This window comes from Bradyrhizobium sp. ISRA436 (assembly GCF_029910015.1).
In the GTDB taxonomy this organism is placed as follows: Bacteria; Pseudomonadota; Alphaproteobacteria; order Rhizobiales; family Xanthobacteraceae; genus Bradyrhizobium.
In genome coordinates this window covers 6343411-6359781 of the sequence record NZ_CP094519.1, presented here as the reverse complement: position 1 = coordinate 6359781, position 16371 = coordinate 6343411, and the positions used below count along the sequence as shown (strand labels likewise).

The 16371-nt window shown below is 65.5% G+C and carries 17 protein-coding genes and 1 tRNA gene; 11 read left to right on the top strand and 7 right to left on the bottom strand.

Annotated features, from left to right (window positions below; all coding sequences use genetic code 11):
- Positions 1-74: 74 nt before the first annotated feature.
- Complete coding sequence (locus MTX23_RS29610; RefSeq protein WP_280973659.1) at positions 75-359, top strand: hypothetical protein; 285 nt, start codon at positions 75-77, stop codon at positions 357-359.
- Positions 360-365: 6 nt separating this feature from the next.
- On the opposite strand, the gene MTX23_RS29605 is transcribed toward MTX23_RS29610, so the two are convergent.
- Positions 366-1160 carry a DUF2927 domain-containing protein gene (locus MTX23_RS29605; protein WP_280978249.1) on the bottom strand — a complete coding sequence of 265 codons (795 nt, stop codon included), beginning with the start codon at positions 1158-1160 and terminating at the stop codon, positions 366-368.
- Positions 1161-1253: 93 nt separating this feature from the next.
- Positions 1254-1823 carry a L,D-transpeptidase gene (locus MTX23_RS29600; RefSeq protein ID WP_280973658.1) on the bottom strand — a complete coding sequence of 190 codons (570 nt, stop codon included), beginning with the start codon at positions 1821-1823 and terminating at the stop codon, positions 1254-1256.
- A gap of 222 nt (positions 1824-2045) precedes the next feature.
- Here MTX23_RS29600 and MTX23_RS29595 point away from each other — a divergent pair, with 222 nt between their 5' ends.
- From MTX23_RS29595 to MTX23_RS29585, 3 genes are all read left to right on the top strand, one after another.
- Positions 2046-3593 carry an acetolactate synthase large subunit gene (locus MTX23_RS29595; RefSeq protein ID WP_280973657.1) on the top strand — a complete coding sequence of 516 codons (1548 nt, stop codon included), beginning with the start codon at positions 2046-2048 and terminating at the stop codon, positions 3591-3593.
- 50 nt (positions 3594-3643) lie between these two features.
- Positions 3644-4180, top strand: a complete 537-nt coding sequence (locus MTX23_RS29590; RefSeq protein WP_280973656.1) for a hypothetical protein — start codon at positions 3644-3646, stop codon at positions 4178-4180.
- 468 nt (positions 4181-4648) lie between these two features.
- The gene (locus tag MTX23_RS29585; protein WP_280973655.1) at positions 4649-4789 is read left to right on the top strand and encodes a hypothetical protein; all 141 of its coding nucleotides are present in this window, start codon (positions 4649-4651) and stop codon (positions 4787-4789) included.
- Between the two features lie 115 nt (positions 4790-4904).
- Here MTX23_RS29585 and MTX23_RS29580 read toward each other — a convergent pair whose 3' ends face one another.
- The 4 genes from MTX23_RS29580 to MTX23_RS29565 all read right to left on the bottom strand — a co-directional run bounded on the left by MTX23_RS29580 (position 4905) and on the right by MTX23_RS29565 (position 8110).
- Entirely contained in the window at positions 4905-5276 is a 372-nt protein-coding gene (locus tag MTX23_RS29580) for a DUF4118 domain-containing protein (protein ID WP_280973654.1), read from the bottom strand.
- A 612-nt stretch (positions 5277-5888) separates the two neighbouring features.
- Positions 5889-5963 (bottom strand) — tRNA-Val (locus tag MTX23_RS29575).
- A gap of 110 nt (positions 5964-6073) precedes the next feature.
- Positions 6074-7369 carry a hypothetical protein gene (locus MTX23_RS29570; protein ID WP_280973653.1) on the bottom strand — a complete coding sequence of 432 codons (1296 nt, stop codon included), beginning with the start codon at positions 7367-7369 and terminating at the stop codon, positions 6074-6076.
- 135 nt (positions 7370-7504) lie between these two features.
- Entirely contained in the window at positions 7505-8110 is a 606-nt protein-coding gene (locus tag MTX23_RS29565) for a DUF1134 domain-containing protein (RefSeq protein WP_280973652.1), read from the bottom strand.
- 92 nt (positions 8111-8202) lie between these two features.
- Between MTX23_RS29565 and MTX23_RS29560 the strand changes: the two genes are divergently transcribed.
- Complete coding sequence (locus MTX23_RS29560; protein ID WP_280973651.1) at positions 8203-8727, top strand: YHS domain-containing (seleno)protein; 525 nt, start codon at positions 8203-8205, stop codon at positions 8725-8727.
- Between the two features lies 1 nt (position 8728).
- Here the strand turns inward: MTX23_RS29560 and cysQ are convergent, their stop codons facing one another.
- Entirely contained in the window at positions 8729-9556 is an 828-nt protein-coding gene (gene cysQ / locus MTX23_RS29555; RefSeq protein WP_280973650.1) for a 3'(2'),5'-bisphosphate nucleotidase CysQ, read from the bottom strand.
- Positions 9557-9696: 140 nt separating this feature from the next.
- Between cysQ and MTX23_RS29550 the strand changes: the two genes are divergently transcribed.
- The 6 genes from MTX23_RS29550 to MTX23_RS29525 all read left to right on the top strand — a co-directional run bounded on the left by MTX23_RS29550 (position 9697) and on the right by MTX23_RS29525 (position 16295).
- Complete coding sequence (locus MTX23_RS29550; RefSeq protein ID WP_280973649.1) at positions 9697-10344, top strand: histidine phosphotransferase family protein; 648 nt, start codon at positions 9697-9699, stop codon at positions 10342-10344.
- Positions 10345-10536: 192 nt separating this feature from the next.
- Complete coding sequence (locus tag MTX23_RS29545; RefSeq protein ID WP_280973648.1) at positions 10537-13242, top strand: hybrid sensor histidine kinase/response regulator; 2706 nt, start codon at positions 10537-10539, stop codon at positions 13240-13242.
- A 23-nt stretch (positions 13243-13265) separates the two neighbouring features.
- Positions 13266-13736, top strand: a complete 471-nt coding sequence (locus MTX23_RS29540; protein ID WP_280973647.1) for a chemotaxis protein CheW — start codon at positions 13266-13268, stop codon at positions 13734-13736.
- A 75-nt stretch (positions 13737-13811) separates the two neighbouring features.
- Positions 13812-14177 carry a response regulator gene (locus MTX23_RS29535; protein ID WP_280973646.1) on the top strand — a complete coding sequence of 122 codons (366 nt, stop codon included), beginning with the start codon at positions 13812-13814 and terminating at the stop codon, positions 14175-14177.
- Positions 14178-14253: 76 nt separating this feature from the next.
- Positions 14254-15429, top strand: coding sequence for a chemotaxis response regulator protein-glutamate methylesterase (locus tag MTX23_RS29530; RefSeq protein ID WP_280973645.1), 1176 nt, complete (start codon positions 14254-14256; stop codon positions 15427-15429).
- Complete coding sequence (locus MTX23_RS29525; protein WP_280973644.1) at positions 15426-16295, top strand: protein-glutamate O-methyltransferase CheR; 870 nt, start codon at positions 15426-15428, stop codon at positions 16293-16295. Before MTX23_RS29530 ends, MTX23_RS29525 begins: the two co-directional genes overlap by 4 nt.
- Positions 16296-16371: the final 76 nt, after the last annotated feature.

Sequence of the window (16371 nt, the reverse complement as noted above, 5' to 3'; positions counted from 1 at the left end):
GCGCAGGGAAGGCCGGGATCGTTCCGGTTTCACCTGTGGTCCTACCTCCCGTGCTTTCCATTTGCACGGGACCCATGGGTGTGATCGGCACCTGGTCTTCCCTGCGCCCTCTGTTTGAACAGATGGCGGCATGTGATGCAAAGCTCGGACAGATCATGTCGCGGGAGCGCGAACGTATGACCCACAAGATGTGCCACAAACTCGATGTCGTCCTGGCGAAAGCCAGGACCCATTACCCCAAATGTCAGTTGTCGCGCGATGCTGGGGCCAAGATCGCGTTCATCACCAAATACGGTGCTTATGGGTTCTGGCTTTCGCCAGGACGACACTGGCGTGTGCAACGAGCGAAGCGCCCATGACTCGCTTCACTCCAGGTGGTTCACCTTCTTCACCCAGGCGCGCACGTCGGCGAGCACATCGGGCAGCACGGCCTTGACCTCCTGCACCGTCATGCCGGCCTTGATGCGGGGATCGTAGAGCAGGTTGAGCAGGTATTGGTCGTAGACGTCGAAATAACCCATCGAGACATTGTCGTTGAACATGGTCCACGGCACGGTCGCGGTGTCGTTGATCGGCCCGAGCGACTGCAGCAGCTCCTCATAGGCGCAATCGAGGAAGACGAAGTCGCCGTTGTCGACGGTGAGGATCACGTCGGAATGCTCGATCTCGTAGTTGTCGTTCTTGCGGAAGCCGGACAGGCATTGCGGGTCGAGCGAGCTGCGGATCTCCTTGGCGCGTTCGCGGCCGTAGAAGGTCGCGATAGTGCGGTAGAGGTCGTGGTCACGCACGAGCTTGACGCGCACATTGGCCGCGCTGGTGTCCTCGGTCATCTCGATGTCGAGATGCTGGACCTTGGCGCGGATGTCGGCGACGACTTTCGCGAGCTGGGTCTTGCGGTCGGCGCGGGTGCCGTCGGCGAACACGCGCACCGGGCTGTCGTATTTCCTGATGCGATCGACCCGGCCGGCGAGATGATATTCGGCGCCGAACGCGGTCTTCAGGAAGCCCTCGACGATCTCGGTGTCGCTGAACGCCTTCTTCTCGGCGCGCTGGCGCGACGTGACCGCCGGAATCTCGGCAGCGACGGCGGACGTGATCGCGGTGTCGACGGCAGCAATTGCCGCGGCGAGGAGGAGCAGGGTCGAGAGGCGGTGCCGCATTCCGAGGACGCTGCCGCAAGAGGCGCGGCAGCGCAAGGCAAGATCAGCCGTCATGCCGGATCGCTGTGTCAGCGCCGCCTGAGGCCGGCGCGATCAGTTCTTCACCACGACGGTGGTGCCGACCGAGACACGGTTGTAGAGGTCGACGACGTCATCATTGGTCATGCGGAAGCAGCCGGACGAGACCGCCTGGCCGATCGTCTCGGGCTCGTTCGAGCCGTGGATGCGGTACAGTGTCGAGCCGAGATATATCGCACGCGCCCCGAGCGGATTCTCGATGCCGCCGGCCATGTGGCGCGGCAGATCAGGACGGCGGCGCAGCATCTGCGAGGGTGGCGTCCACGACGGCCATTCCTTCTTCGCGCTGACGCGGTGGGTTCCGCTCCAGCGAAAGCCGTCACGGCCGACGCCGATGCCGTAGCGCAGCGCCTGGCCGCCCGGCAGCACCAGATAGAGCCGCCGCTCGGCGGTATCCACGACGATGGTGCCGGGCGCATAATTGGTCGGATAGTTGACAGTGGTGCGCGGGATCGGGCTCGCGCCGTGGCCGAAGAAGTTCGGTCCACTGTCCATGAAGTCGTGGGTGTCGAAGAATTCCGCCTGCGCCTGGTCGGCGCCTGCGAGTACCGTGAGCGCAGCAAAGATCAAGGCAATCGGGCGCATCGTCGTGATCCCCCAGGAAGCATCAAGTATGTGTCGAGACAGGACACAATCTCTGGTGTTTCGCAACCGACGATGCCGTGAGATCACGACTTTCGAACAACACGGTTTAAAAAGGCAACACACCGGACGCGATACCTGCATTGATCGGCTAAGCCTTTGACGAAACGGGTGAACAATGGTTGATCTGGACCCGACAAGAACATCTCTGACGGGAGTGAGACCATGAATGGTGCGGAAAGCCTGGTGCGGACATTGGTCGCAGGCGGCGTGAACGTCTGCTTTACCAACCCGGGCACGTCGGAGATGCATTTCGTCGCCGCGCTGGACAGGGTCCCGGGCATGCGCTGCGTGCTCGGCCTGTTCGAGGGCATCGTGACCGGCGCGGCCGACGGCTATTTTCGGATGAAGGGCACGCCGGCCTCGACGCTGCTGCATCTCGGGCCGGGCCTCGCCAACGGGCTCGCCAATCTGCACAACGCCAAGAAGGCCCATTCCGGCATCGTCAACATCGTCGGCCAACATGCGACCTATCACATCGGCTACAACGCGCCGCTGACGTCTGACATCGAGGGGCTGGCGCGGCCGATGTCGGCCTGGGTGCGCACCTCGCCGGATGCGAAGTCGGTCGCGTCAGACGGCGCGGCCGCGATCGCGGCCGCCAAGAGCGCGCCGCCGCAGATCGCAACGCTGATCCTGCCCGCCGACACCGCTTGGAACGAGGCCGACGGAATTGCCGAGGTGCCGACGGAGAAGCAGCGCCCGAGCTATTCGCCGCAGGCGGTCGACACTGCGGCGAGGATCCTGCACGGCGATGCGGCGCATACACTGCTGCTGATCACCGGCAGCGCGCTCTCCGAGCAGGGGCTGGTGCTGGCGGAGCGGATCGCCGGCAAGACCGGCTGCACCGTGATGGGCCAGACTTTCCACCCGCGCATGGCGCGCGGCCGTGGCCGGTTCTCGATCAACCGCATTCCCTACGTGATCGAGCAGGCGCTGCCGATCCTCAGAGACTTCCGGCACATCGTGCTGGTCGAGGCCAACGATCCCGTGGCGTTCTTCGCCTATCCGAACAAGCCGAGCCTGCTCAAGGCGGAAGGCTGCGATGTGCATCGCATGACCGCCTGGGGCGAGAACTCGGTCGCGGCGCTCGAGGCGCTCGCCAACGTGCTCCATGCCACGGCCCAGGATGTCAAGCCGCAGCAGCGGCAGGAGCTGGTCAAGCCGACCGGCGCGCTCAATTACACGACGATCGCGCAGGCGATCGCCTATGCCATCCCCGAGAACGCGATCATGGTCGACGAGTCCGTCACCACCGGCCGCGGCTTCTTTCCGCCGACGGCCGCCGCGGCGCCGCATGACTGGCTGCAGAACATGGGCGGCTCGATCGGCTTCTCGACGCCGGTCGCAACCGGTGCGGCGATCGCATGCCCCGACCGCAAGGTGATCTGCATGGTCGGCGACGGCAGCGCGATGTACACGATCCAGTCGCTCTGGACGCAGGCACGCGAAGGGCTCAACGTGGTCACCGTCGTGTTCGCCAACCGGATCTACCAGATCCTTCGCGGCGAGTTTGACGGCGTCGGCGCCGGCGAGCCAGGCCAGCGCGCGCAGGATATGCTGAAGATCGACCGACCGACGCTCGATTTCGTCGCGCTCGCGAAGGGCATGGGCGTACCGGGTCGCGCGGTGACCAATGCGGACGAGTTCAACAAGGCGTTAGCGGAAGCCGTCGCGGAGCCGGGCCCGCGACTGATCGAAGTGCAGATGTAGGGCACATATCCCAACCGGCCGCAGCGGCGGCCCTGTCAGTCGGAGGCCTCATGCAGACCCAGCTGAACAAGGTGATCGCCGCGCTGCAGGATTTCTACGCACAGGAACGCTTCCTGCTGGAGCGCGATCTCGGCGAGCGGACACTCACTCACCGGCTGGCGGTCTATGTCGAGCGGCAGTTCGCCGGCTGGCAGACCGATTGCAACTACGACCGGCTCGGCGAGCGCACGCTGCGGCTGCCGCGCGGCTCGACCGTCTCATCCGACGATCATCTCGGCAAATCGATCTATCCCGACATCGTCGTGCATCAGCGCGACATTCCCAACAATCTGCTGGCCATCGAGCTGCGCAAGGACAGCAATCACCAGCCGATCGAGCACGATCAGCACAAGCTGCAGGCGCTGACAGATCCGCATGTCTGGTTCGCCTACGAGATCGGCGTGCTGGTGATCGTCGGACGGAATGGGGTGACTTCGTCGGAGGTCTATGTCGGCGGTGCAATCGAGCCGGTGACGTCGATCTGGTTTGCCGAGCGGCTGCGCGTGAGTGAGCTCGCGGGAAAGCGCGACGATGACGTTCGGCGTTAAGCCTGGCGCTGAATCGTGGGCCGCGCTTGCCGTGATAGCCCGTTTGGATCATGCGCCGCTCGCATCATCGCGCCACAAGTGAGGCGCGGCAGGTGGAGCAATTACAGGGGCTGGTGGTCAATTTTCAGTACGATCATATGGCGATGCATATCACCGGCTTCGCTTCTCTTTCGCTCCCCCTTCCGCACCTGAATTCACCGGCAGTGACGGCTGGACTGATCGCGACGTCACTGGCCGAGACTGGGAAAGGCCGCCCGCGGGCGGCCTTTCCTGTGCGCGCCGGGCGCGATTGTTTCTCACTGTTGCTTGGTCGCTTCGCCGCCGGATTTGACGGATTGTCGCAGGTTCCGCGACATGGATCAGTTGTCCGTGAGTCGTGCGTGAACGGCGCGACCCGCGTCCGTCGGCGGGAACCGGGAACTTGGCTCCGCGTTATGCGGATGGGCAGGAGTCCCGAGGAGAGGCGCTATGCGCTGGCGATCAGTGACGGAAACGACCGACGCGATGCTCGACACCGCCCCCGACAATGCGTTCTACGCCGCCGGCTGGACCATCAGCGGCGTGGCGACGCTCGCCACCATCATCGCCGTCTGGATGTTCGGGATCTGAGGGCGGCGACAGCACCCGTTCGCTTAACGGGCGGCCAGCCGCGGCGAGGCTGTGCCGATCACTTCCTCCGCTATCAGGCGGCGCAAGCCGGCAGCGCGCATGGCGCGATCGAATTTCACTTCCGCAAGATAACGAGCGCTTCACGATAGAGCTGCGAGAAGCAGACCAGAAGCGCGCTCGACAGCAGGAAGGTCGAGATGCTGTCGTATTCGGCGGCCGTGGGCCACGCGAACTCGAAGCAGGGGGGGATGAACACCCACCACACGATTGGAACGGTGATGATGGTGGCAAAGGCCCCGGCGGGCGCGCCGCCCAGGAGGCCCGCGATCAGGATCGCCGGCACGAAGGTCGCGAAGTAGAGTTGCAGGCCGAAGGTCGCGAAGACCTCCTGCATCGCAGCGGCAAATGCCACGGCCAGCAGGGCGACGACGAACGTGGACAGTGACCAGGGGCGCAGTTTCAAGATGTAGTCGTTGCCCTTGCGCATCGATTTGCCCACGCCCCCGCGAGTTCCGCGGAAGGTAGCGGAGGAGGACATCAAATAAAAGCCCGTAGGATTCCGTGGATCGCAGAGTGCCGCCGGCACCGAGCGTTCTCCATGAAAGGGAACCGTAATCGTCAAGCCCCTGCCTCATTGTCGCGTTTACTGCGCTGCGGCAGGGTGGTTGTGAGACAACACAATGCTTGGACTTCTGATCATTCTTATCGCCATGGGCATCGGCTTCGGTTCGGGATATGGCCTGCGCGAGATGAAGTCTCGCCGTCGCCGCCGGGCGGCGCGCGGTGACGTTCCGGCCGTCCAACCGCAGCAGCACGCGCCGCCGGTTGCCGGCGCGAGACGAGAAGACCTCATCAATCTCGAAGGGCTCCTCGTCGCGGCCAACGCTTTCTCGGGCCGCCGCCGGGCATCACGTAGCGCGCCGCGTCGCCAGCCCGATGAATTCGACGGGGCCGTCCGCGACCTGCTTGGCGAACTCAACCGGCGTACGCCGGCGCCGTCTCCGCAGCCTGTGCGGCAGTGGCCGAAGGCCGGCAGGCCCGGCGGTCAGATCGGCGATGTGGGCGTGTCTCCGCCCACCTCGGTTATCGGTAGGGAGGATGGTGGACGCACAAGGGATCGAACCTTGGACCTCTCCCGTGTGAAGGGAACGCTCTCCCGCTGAGCTATGCGTCCGGGATGTGACGTGCGAAAGGCCGCTGTTCGGCGGCCGGTCGAAACGCGCTTCGTCAGAGGCTGCGATTTACGAAGTGCCGGGTAGGGGTGTCAAGCCAAGACCTTCGAGATCAGGCCCCTTGTTGGCGGGCACGGGAGGCGTGCGACTGCAGCGCCCGGATGCGCTCGGCCAGCGTACCGCCGCCCTCGGGCAGGCCGCTGCCGGGGGCAGCCCCGTTTGCGGTCCCATTGGCGGGTTTGGCGGCCGTCTTGGCCGGCACGGCCGGTTCGGCCGCCAGCATGGCCTCGATCGCCGAATTCGGCCCCTCGAGCTGGATGGCAAGCTTCGCCACTTCGGCGGCGATATCGTTGATGCGCTCGCGCAGCAGCGCGTTCTCCATGCGCTCGGTTGCCCAGGAATTTTCGGCCTGGTGCTGGATCGCGTTGATGTCGCGCTGCAGCCTGGCGCGCTCATCGCGCGCGATGCCCAGCTGCTCCTCGGCCGCGGCCTTCTCCTGGCGCAGCCTCTCGAGGAGCGACGACTTGCCGCCGCTCGTCGCGGCAATCTCCTCGCGCAGCTCCTGCACGGTGCGCTCGGCGGCGGCGTTGGCCTGCTTGAGCTGGCCGTTCTCGTATTCGCGCTCGGCGAGCAGCTTGCCCTGGGTGGCGAGCCGCGTCTCGAGGTCGTTGATGCGGTTGCCGAGCGTTTCGGCTTCCTTGACCTGGACGGCGAGCTGCCGGTCAAGCTCGGTGACGCGCTGGCTCAGATTCTCGACCCGGCCGCGCGCTTCCGCCAGGTCGCGCGTGGCGATCTCCGACTGGCTGCGCTCCTGGGCGAGGCGGGCCTGGGTTGCTGCGAACTCCTTCTCGGAGTCGCTGATGCGGTCCCTCAGCTCCTCGACCTGGGTCCGCGCCGTGACCAACTCGACCTGACGGCTGTCCGCCGTCATGGAGCGGTCGCTGAGCGCGGCTTTGATCTTGCCAAGCTCGGTCTGCTTGTCGGTCAGCGCCTGCTCGGCCGTCCGCAACTGCTCGGTCTTGGCGGTGAATTCCTGCTCGCTGGCGTGAAGCTGCTCCTTCATCGCCTTCTCGCGCGCCTCCAGCGCGAAGATCGCGGCGTTCTTCTCGCCAAGCTCGATTTTCATGCGGTTGATGGCATCGGTCTTCTTGCCGAGTTCGGCGAGCTGGCTCGTGGTCTTGCTCTTGAGCTGGTCGACGCTCATCTCGAGCCGGCGCGCCGACATCGCGAATTCGGCGCGAAGCTGGTCCTTGTCGGCTTGGATCTCGGCCATCGAGAGCGGGGTGGCGGCTTCCATGCGGCGCGTCGTCAGCCGGACCGCGCGATTATGCACCAGCGGCACGATCATCAGGCAGCACAGCATCGAGATCAGGAAACCGATCGCGCCGTACATGATCGGTTCGATCATGAAGGGTCACTCCACAACAAAGAATTCGTTAATCACAATGCCATGGTGGGCCGGCCAAAGGCCAGCCCATTGCGGCGTTAACGTGAATCGCTGATTCGCGGCCTGGGTCGGCCGGACCACCCGTGCAGACGGCGACTAGAACGGGTTCCAGGTCGCGCGCGGGGTGTATTTGAGATAGCCGACATTGGCGCCGAGCCGCAAGCCGATGCCCGAGCGGATCGGCACCAGCACGATGTTGTTGGCGGTCAATGCGGTCATGCCGAAGCCGCCTATAATGTAGGCCGAGCCGTCGATGCCGACGAAGCGCTGATAGATCGCGCTGGTGGATGGCAGATTATAGACCAGCGTCATGGTGCGCGCGCCGTCGCCGCCCCAGTCGAAGCCGACCGACGGGCCCTGCCAGTACACCCTGAGGTCGCCGGCATTCTTGGTGTAGAGCGTACCTTCGCCGTAGCGCAGCCCCGCCACGAAGGCGCCTGAGCCTTCCTCGCCGAGCACATAGCCGTTGGGCAGCCCCCATTGGCTGACCGCGCGCTCGATGATCGAGGCGAGTCCGCGAGAAACATTGCCGAAGAATTTGTGCCCTGCGTTGACCAGTTCCTCTGGCCCGTAAGTATACGGGGTCGGTTCGCGCTGCGGCGGCGGATATTGCGGTGGCGGGGGCTGCTGTGCGGACGCTTGTCCGGTCCAGCACATCAGCGCGGCGAACGCGACCGCGGCAAGGCGTGATGCGAAAGTCATTAAGAACCCCTGCTATCGAAATCCGGGCGTCGGCCTTAACCCTATGCCAACAGGCACGGCTCTAGGTTGCGCCCAGTGTCCCCTCGACTCGGATGTTATCGGTATCAACTATGACGGCACAACGGCAGGAAAGATATGGTTGGTGCCGTGGAGTGGCGATTTTCGGCCTGTTGGCGGGCATTTTGGCGGCCACTTGGCCCGGCTTGTCCGCCCAAGCCTCGACCACCGAGCGGGTGGTGACGAACCGCTATTCCGGCCTCGCGATCGAAGGATTCGATCCCGTCGCCTATTTCACCGACGCCGCCGCGTCCCTGGGCCGGCCCGAATTCGAGGCTGCCGAAGGTGGTGCGGTCTGGCGCTTTCGTAACGAAGGCAACCGCGCCTCCTTCGTGGCGCATCCCGAAATCTACGGCCCGCAGTTCGGCGGTTATGATCCGACCGACCTGGTGCGCGGGGTAACCTGCGCGGGCAATCCGCGGTTCTGGGTGGTGGCCGGGAACAGGCTGTATCTCTTCAATCGAGAAAAGAGCCGCGACGCCTTTGCCGCCGATCCGGCGCGCTTCCTGAAGGAGGCCAAAGCGCGCTGGCCGGAGCTGGAAGCGACTCTCGCGCAATAAATCAGACCACCGCGGCCGGGTCGCCCCAGGCGATGAATTCCGGCACCAGGAAGTCCTTGCGGCCCAGTCCGAAATGCAGCGGTCGTCCGTGCGAATCGGTCACCTTGCCGCCGGCCGCGACGACGACCGCAGCCCCGGCTGCGACATCCCATTCCGACGTCGGCGAGAGGCGAGGATAGATATCAACCTCTCCTTCGGCGACACGGCCGAATTTGACTGCAGAGCCGAGCACGGCGCGCACGGCGCCGCCGCGCGCGTCGATGAAGGCTTCGGTGCGCGCATCGCCATGCGACCGGCTGACCGCGACGGTCCATGGCGCGCCGAGGGGCGGACAGTGACGGGTCTTGATCGGCACCGCGTGCGAAACCTTGCCGTCGCGCAGCGTCAGCCGTTCCGCACCCTTGCCGACGATGCCGCGCCAGATCAATCCCAGTGCAGGTGCGCCGACGATGCCAAGTAGCGGGGCGCCGTGCGTGACCAGCGCCACATTGACCGTGAACTCGTTGCGGCCGGCGACGAACTCCTTGGTGCCGTCGAGCGGATCGATCAGGAAAAAGCTGTCCTTGTAGGGCGGGCTCGCCAGATGAACGCGCTCTTCCGACAGCAGCGATACCCGCGGCGCCAGCCGCCCCAGACCCTCGACGATGATCTGGTCGGCGGCAAGATCCGCCTCCGTCACCGGCGAACCGTCACCCTTGCCGGCAACCGTCATCGTGGAACGATTGACCGCGAGAATCGCCTCGCCGGCCTGGATCACCAGCTCGGTCAGCGATTCCAGCAGTGCGGCGGCGGTCTCGCAGCCAATGGCGGGGGGCTGTGCCTCATTCATCAGCGGATCTCATATCCTGTTCGTCTCCCCCTTATCAGTCCCGCCGCCCGCTGGCAGCATGCGTCTTCGCAGTGTATCAAGCCAACAGGCATGCGTGATTCGCACTCCTCCCGCGGCGTGCGGCTTTCCAGGAACAATCTATGTCTGGCACTTCGTCTCCCGGTCCCGCTCCCGATGCACTCGAACTCGCCGCGCTGCTGTGCTCGCGGGTCTGTCACGATCTCATCAGTCCGGTTGGTGCAATCGTCAATGGGCTTGAGGTGCTCGACGACAATCCCAAGCCCGAGGATCGCGACTTCGCACTCGATCTGATCCGCAAGAGTGCCAAGACCGCCTCGGCGCGGTTGCAGTTCTGCCGGCTGGCGTTCGGCGCAGCCGGTTCCTCCGGCGCGCAGATCGACCTCGGTGATGCCCAGAACATGGCGAAGGGGCATATCGAGGACGGCAAGATCACGCTGAACTGGAACTTGCCGCGGCTGCTGCTACCCAAGAACCGGGTCAAGCTGCTGTTGAACATGCTCGTGATCGCGCAGCAGACGATTCCGCGCGGTGGCACGCTCACCGTCGATCCGGTCGGCGAGGGCGAGGCCATCAGCTTCCGCATCACGTCCGCCGGTCTCAATGCCCGCGTGCCGCAGAACATCGTCGACCTCCTCAACGGAACGGCGGCGAACACGGTCGATGCGCATGCCGTGCAGCCGCATTACACGCGGCTCCTTGCGGAAGCCTGCCGGCTCAAGGTGACGCTCACGCTCGACGGCGACAAGGTGATTGTCGCCGCGTCCTGAACGCGGCCACGGCCACACTGTTAATCAACGGTTACCACCGGCCGCGCGATTTGATCGCGCCGCCTTATGTCTTTGTTGATCCCGTTCTTTTGCAATTACTCAACCAAACTTAAACGCTTTGCAGGGAAGCTGGCCCGGTTCCGTAAGGCGCGGCGTTGTCGCGCGCCGCTGCGTTTTTAAAGGCTGGTTTTCATGGACGATCTGTTGCGCGAGTTCCTGACGGAGAGCAGCGAGAGCCTGGACACGGTCGACAACCAGCTGGTGCAGTTCGAGCAGGATCCGAACAACGCCAAGATCCTGGATAACATCTTCCGCCTGGTGCACACGATCAAGGGGACCTGCGGCTTCCTCGGGCTGCCGCGGCTGGAAGCGCTGGCGCATGCCGGCGAGACCCTGATGGGCAAGTTCCGCGACGGCATGCCGGTGACCGCCGAGGCGGTGACGCTGATCCTGTCCTCGATCGACCGCATCAAGGAGATCCTGGCCGGGCTCGAGGCCACCGAGGCCGAGCCCGCCGGCACCGACCGCGACCTGATCGAGCAGCTGGAAGCCATGGTCGCGCGCGGCATGGCGGCGATGGCCGATGCGGCGGCGGTGCCGGTGGTCGAGGCGCCGCCGATGCAGCCGGCGGTGACCGCGGGCACGCTGGTGGCGCAGACGCTGGAGCGGCCGCTGCGTCCGGGCGAGGTCTCGCTCGACGAGCTCGAGCGCGCCTTCCGCGAGACCGCAACCGAGGTGCCGGCGCCCGTCGCCAGGCCCGCCGCTACAGCGCCTGCCGTTGCAGCCGCCGAGGCGGCGAAGAAGCCGGCGCGCAGGACCGCGGCCGCCGACGCCGAGGTCGAGGGCGGCGACAAGATCGCCCACCAGTCGATCCGGGTCAATGTCGACACCCTCGAGCACCTGATGACCATGGTCTCCGAGCTGGTGTTGACCCGCAACCAGCTCTTGGAGATCTCGCGCCGCAACGAGGACACCGAGTTCAAGGTGCCGCTGCAGCGGCTCTCCAACGTCACCGCCGAGCTGCAGGAGGGCGTCATGAAGACGCGGATGCAGCCGATCGGCAACGCCTGGCAGAAGCTGCCGCGCATCGTCCGCGACCTCTCCGGCGAACTCGGCAAGCAGATCGAACTGGAGATGCACGGCGCCGACACCGAGCTCGACCGCCAGGTGCTCGACCTGATCAAGGACCCGTTGACGCACATGGTGCGCAACTCCGCCGACCATGGTCTGGAGACCCCGGCCGAGCGGCTCGCGGCCGGCAAGGGTGAGCAGGGCACGATTCGGCTGAGTGCCTATCACGAGGGCGGCCACATCATCATCTGCATCGCCGACAATGGGCGCGGCCTCAACACCGAGCGGATCAAGGCGAAAGCGCTCTCGAACGGCCTCGTCACCGAGGCCGAGCTGGAGAAGATGACGGAAGCGCAGATCCACAAGTTCATCTTCGCGCCGGGCTTCTCCACCGCCGCCCAGGTCACCTCGGTGTCCGGCCGCGGCGTCGGCATGGACGTGGTGCGCACCAATATCGACCAGATCGGCGGCACCATCGACATCAAGAGCGTGGCCGGCGAGGGCGCCTCCGTCACCATCAAGATCCCGCTGACCCTGGCGATCGTCTCCGCCTTGATCGTGGAGGCCGGCGGCGACCGCTTCGCGATCCCGCAGCTCTCGGTGGTCGAGCTGGTGCGGGCCCGCGCCAACTCCGAGCACCGCATCGAGCGCATCAAGGACACCGCGGTCTTGCGGCTGCGCAACAAGCTGTTGCCGCTGATCCATCTGAAGAAGCTGCTCAACATCGACGACGGCGCGACCACCGAGGCCGAGCACGGCTTCATCGTGGTGACCCAGGTCGGCAGCCAGACCTTCGGCATCGTGGTCGACGGCGTGTTCCACACCGAGGAGATCGTGGTCAAGCCGATGTCGACCAAGCTGCGCCACATCGACATGTTCTCCGGCAACACCATCCTGGGCGATGGCGCGGTGATCATGATCATCGACCCCAACGGCATTGCCAAGGCGCTCGGTGCCTCCGGCTCGGCGGCCCATGCCGTGGCCGACGACAGTGCCGCTTCGCATGCCTTAAGCGGCGAGCAGCTGACCTCGCTCTTGGTGTTCCGCGCCGGCACCAGCCAGCCCAAGGCGGTGCCGCTCGGCCTCGTCACCCGGCTCGAGGAGATCGCCACCGACAAGATCGAGCTCAGTAACGGCCGCCACATGGTGCAGTACCGCGAGCAGCTGATGCCGCTGGTGCAGATGGAAGGCGTCCAGGTGCAGACGCAAGGCGCGCAGCCGATCCTGGTGTTCGCCGACGACGGCCGCTCGATGGGGCTCGTGGTCGACGAGATCATCGACATCGTCGAGGAGCGGCTCAACATCGAGGTCGCGGGCGCGCAGGACGGCATTTTGGGCTCGGCGGTGATCAAGGGCCAGGCCACCGAGGTGATCGACGTCGGCCACTTCCTGCCGATGGCGTTTGCCGACTGGTTCTCGCGCAAGGAGATGCGGCCGTCGGCCAGCGCGCAGTCGGTGCTGCTGGTCGACGACTCCGCGTTCTTCCGCAACATGCTGGCGCCGGTCCTGAAGGCCGCCGGCTACAAGGTGCGGACCGCGGGAGGCGCGCAGGAGGGGCTCGCCGCGCTGCGTTCGGGGCAGGCCTTCGACGTCGTGCTGACCGACATCGAGATGCCCGAGATGAACGGCTTCGAGTTCGCGGAAGTGATCCGCTCTGACCACAATCTGACCGGGCTGCCGATCATCGCGCTGTCGGCGATGGTGTCGCCGGCGGCGATCGAGCGCGGCCGGCAGGCCGGCTTCCACGATTACGTCGCCAAGTTCGACCGTCCCGGGCTGATCGCGGCGCTGAAGGAGCAGACCGCCGAGATCCGGAAAGCGGCCTGACGGGACCCAGGGAAACAGGAGCGATGACCAGCAAGAGCGAAGCGAGCGACGGCATCATGGCTGAATACGTCACCGCCGTGATCGGCGGGCAGCTGTTCGGGCTGCCGATCTCGCGGGTGCAGGACGTGTTCATGCCGGAGCGGCTGACCCGGGTGCCGCTGGCCTCCAGCGAGATCGCCGGCGTGCTCAACCTGCGCGGCCGCATCGTCACCGTGGTCGACATGCGCGCCCGGCTCGGCCTGCCCCGGGCCGGCGACGGCAGGGCGATGATGGCGGTCGGCGTCGACCTGCGCGGCGAATCCTACGGGCTGCTGATCGACCAGATCGGCGAGGTCCTGCGGCTGCCCGAGGCGGGCCGCGAGGACAATCCCGTCAACCTCGATCCCCGCATGGCCAGGCTCGCCGGCGGCGTCCACCGCCTCGACGGCCAGCTCATGGTCGTCCTCGATGTCGATCGCGTGCTCGAATTGATGCCCGACGCCAAGGCCGCCTGAGAAAGGCCGCGTGCCCAGGGCCGACGGAACTGAAGAACGAAACATCCCGCGGGGATGAGGAAGCAGAGGTCGCAGATGAGAACGTGTCTTGTTGTCGATGACTCAAGCGTCATTCGCAAGGTCGCCCGCCGCATCCTCGAAGGTCTCGATTTCCAGATTGTCGAGGCCGAGGACGGCGAGAAGGCGCTCGAGATTTGCAAACGCGGAATGCCGGACGCGGTGCTGCTCGACTGGAACATGCCCGTGATGGACGGCTATGAGTTCCTCGGCAATCTGCGTCGCATGTCCGGCGGCGATCAACCCAAGGTCGTGTTCTGCACCACCGAGAACGACGTCGCGCATATTGCGCGCGCGCTGCATGCCGGCGCCAACGAGTACATCATGAAGCCGTTCGACAAGGACATCGTCACCGCGAAGTTCCAGGAAGTCGGACTGATCTAAAGTTTGCGTTCAATCCGGCGGCGGAAGCCATCGGCTCTACCGTTGTCATGCGTGCCGTTGCGTCGCTGGTGAGCTCATGAGTGTTGCGTTGACAGGTGCTGCGACCCCGCCATCGCCCCGTACCGAGAAGGTGCGGGTGATGGTGGTCGACGACTCCGTCGTGATCCGCGGGATGATCTCGCGCTGGATCGGCGCCGAGCCTGACATGGAAGTCGTGGCGTCGCTGCGCACCGGCCTCGACGCCGTCAATCAGCTTGAGCGAATCAATCCCGACGTTGCCGTGCTCGACATCGAAATGCCCGATCTCGACGGCATCTCGGCGCTGCCGCAATTGCTGGCGAAGAAGCGCGACCTCGTCGTCATCATGGCGTCCACGCTGACCCGCCGCAACGCGGAGATCAGCCTGAAAGCGCTGTCGCTCGGCGCCTCCGACTACATTCCGAAGCCGGAAAGCACGCGCGAAGCAACCGCAGCTGAAACCTTCCGCCACGACCTGATCCTGAAGATCCGTCATCTCGGCGCCAAGGCGCGCCGCAGCGCGGCTCATACTGCGGCGAGCCCGTTGCCGGCGCCAGGGCACGACAGGCTGCGTGCGGCGGCTGCGGGCACCGTACCTGCGCCTGCGGCTGCGCCGCTGCAATTCGCCCGCCGTCCGTTCGGCCTGCTGCCGCCGAAGGTGCTGCTGATCGGCTCGTCGACCGGCGGCCCGCAGGCGCTGATGACGCTGGTCGCCGAGATCGGAGTGGTGATCGACCGCTTCCCGGTGCTGATCACGCAGCATATGCCGCCGACCTTCACCACCATTCTCGCCGAGCACCTGGCACGAACCAGCAAGCGGCCGGCGCATGAGGCCGTTGACGGCGAGGTCGTCAAGGCGGGCCAGATCTACCTCGCGCCGGGCGGCCGCCACATGCGCGTCGCCCGCCAGGGCATCAATGCGGTGATCGCGCTCGACGACGGGCCGCCGGTCAATTTCTGCAAGCCCGCGGTCGATCCGATGTTCACCTCCGCGATCGAGGTCTGGCAGGGCAGCATCATGTCGGTGATCCTGACCGGCATGGGCTCCGACGGCATGCGCGGCGGCAAGGAGATCGTCGCGGCCGGCGGCAGCGTGATCGCCCAGGACGAGGCGACCAGCGTGGTGTGGGGCATGCCGGGCGCGGCGGCCAATGCCGGCATCTGCGCCGCCGTGCTGCCGCTCAATCAGATCGCGCCGAAACTTGTTCGTGTGTTTTCGGGAGACCGTTCGTGACGCCGCTGGATTATGAGTATCTGCGCAAGCTCTTGAAGGAGCGTTCCGGGCTCGACCTTTCGGCCGACAAGCAATATCTGGTCGAGAGCCGCCTGATGCCGCTGGCGCGCCGGTGGAATCTCGCTGGGATCACCGAGCTTGTGCAGAGGATGAAGGGCAGCGCCGAGGCGCTGACCTCAGAGGTGGTCGAAGCGATGACCACCAACGAGACCTTCTTCTTCCGCGACAAGATCCCGTTCGACAATCTGAAGGAAGTGGTGCTGCCTGCGCTCGCCCAGGCGCGCGCCGCGCGCCGCTCGCTTCGCATCTGGTGCGCGGCCTCGTCGACCGGGCAGGAGCCCTATTCGATCGCGATGTGCCTGAAGGAGGCAAGCGCGCTGTTCGCCGGTTGGCGCATCGACATCGTCGCCACCGATTTGTCGCAGGCGGTGCTGGAAAAAGCCAAGGCCGGCCTGTTCAGCCAGTTCGAGGTGCAGCGCGGCCTGCCGATCCATCTCTTGGTGAAGTACTTCACTCAGCACGGCGAACTCTGGCAGCTCAATGCCGACATCCGCGGCATGGTGCAGCACCGCCAGCTCAATCTGCTGCAGGACGTCTCCCATCTCGGCACCTTCGACGTGATCTTCTGCCGCAACGTGCTGATCTATTTCGACCAGGACACCAAGGCGTCGATCTTCGCCAAGCTGTCACGGATGCTCGAGCCTGACGGTGTGCTGGCGCTGGGCGCCGCCGAATCGGTAGTCGGCATCACCAATCTCTTCAGGCCGTATCCAGAGAGGCGTGGGCTCTATCAGCCGAACACCGCATCAGTCGCGCGTGCCGGCGCAGCGCATGTGCTGAAGGCGGTGGCGTCCGCCGCGCGCTAGCAGGTCTTCTGAATTCGGAAGATCGCATTGCTGCCTCCCCGTCATCCCCGCGCAACGGCGACGCCGTTGCGCGGGG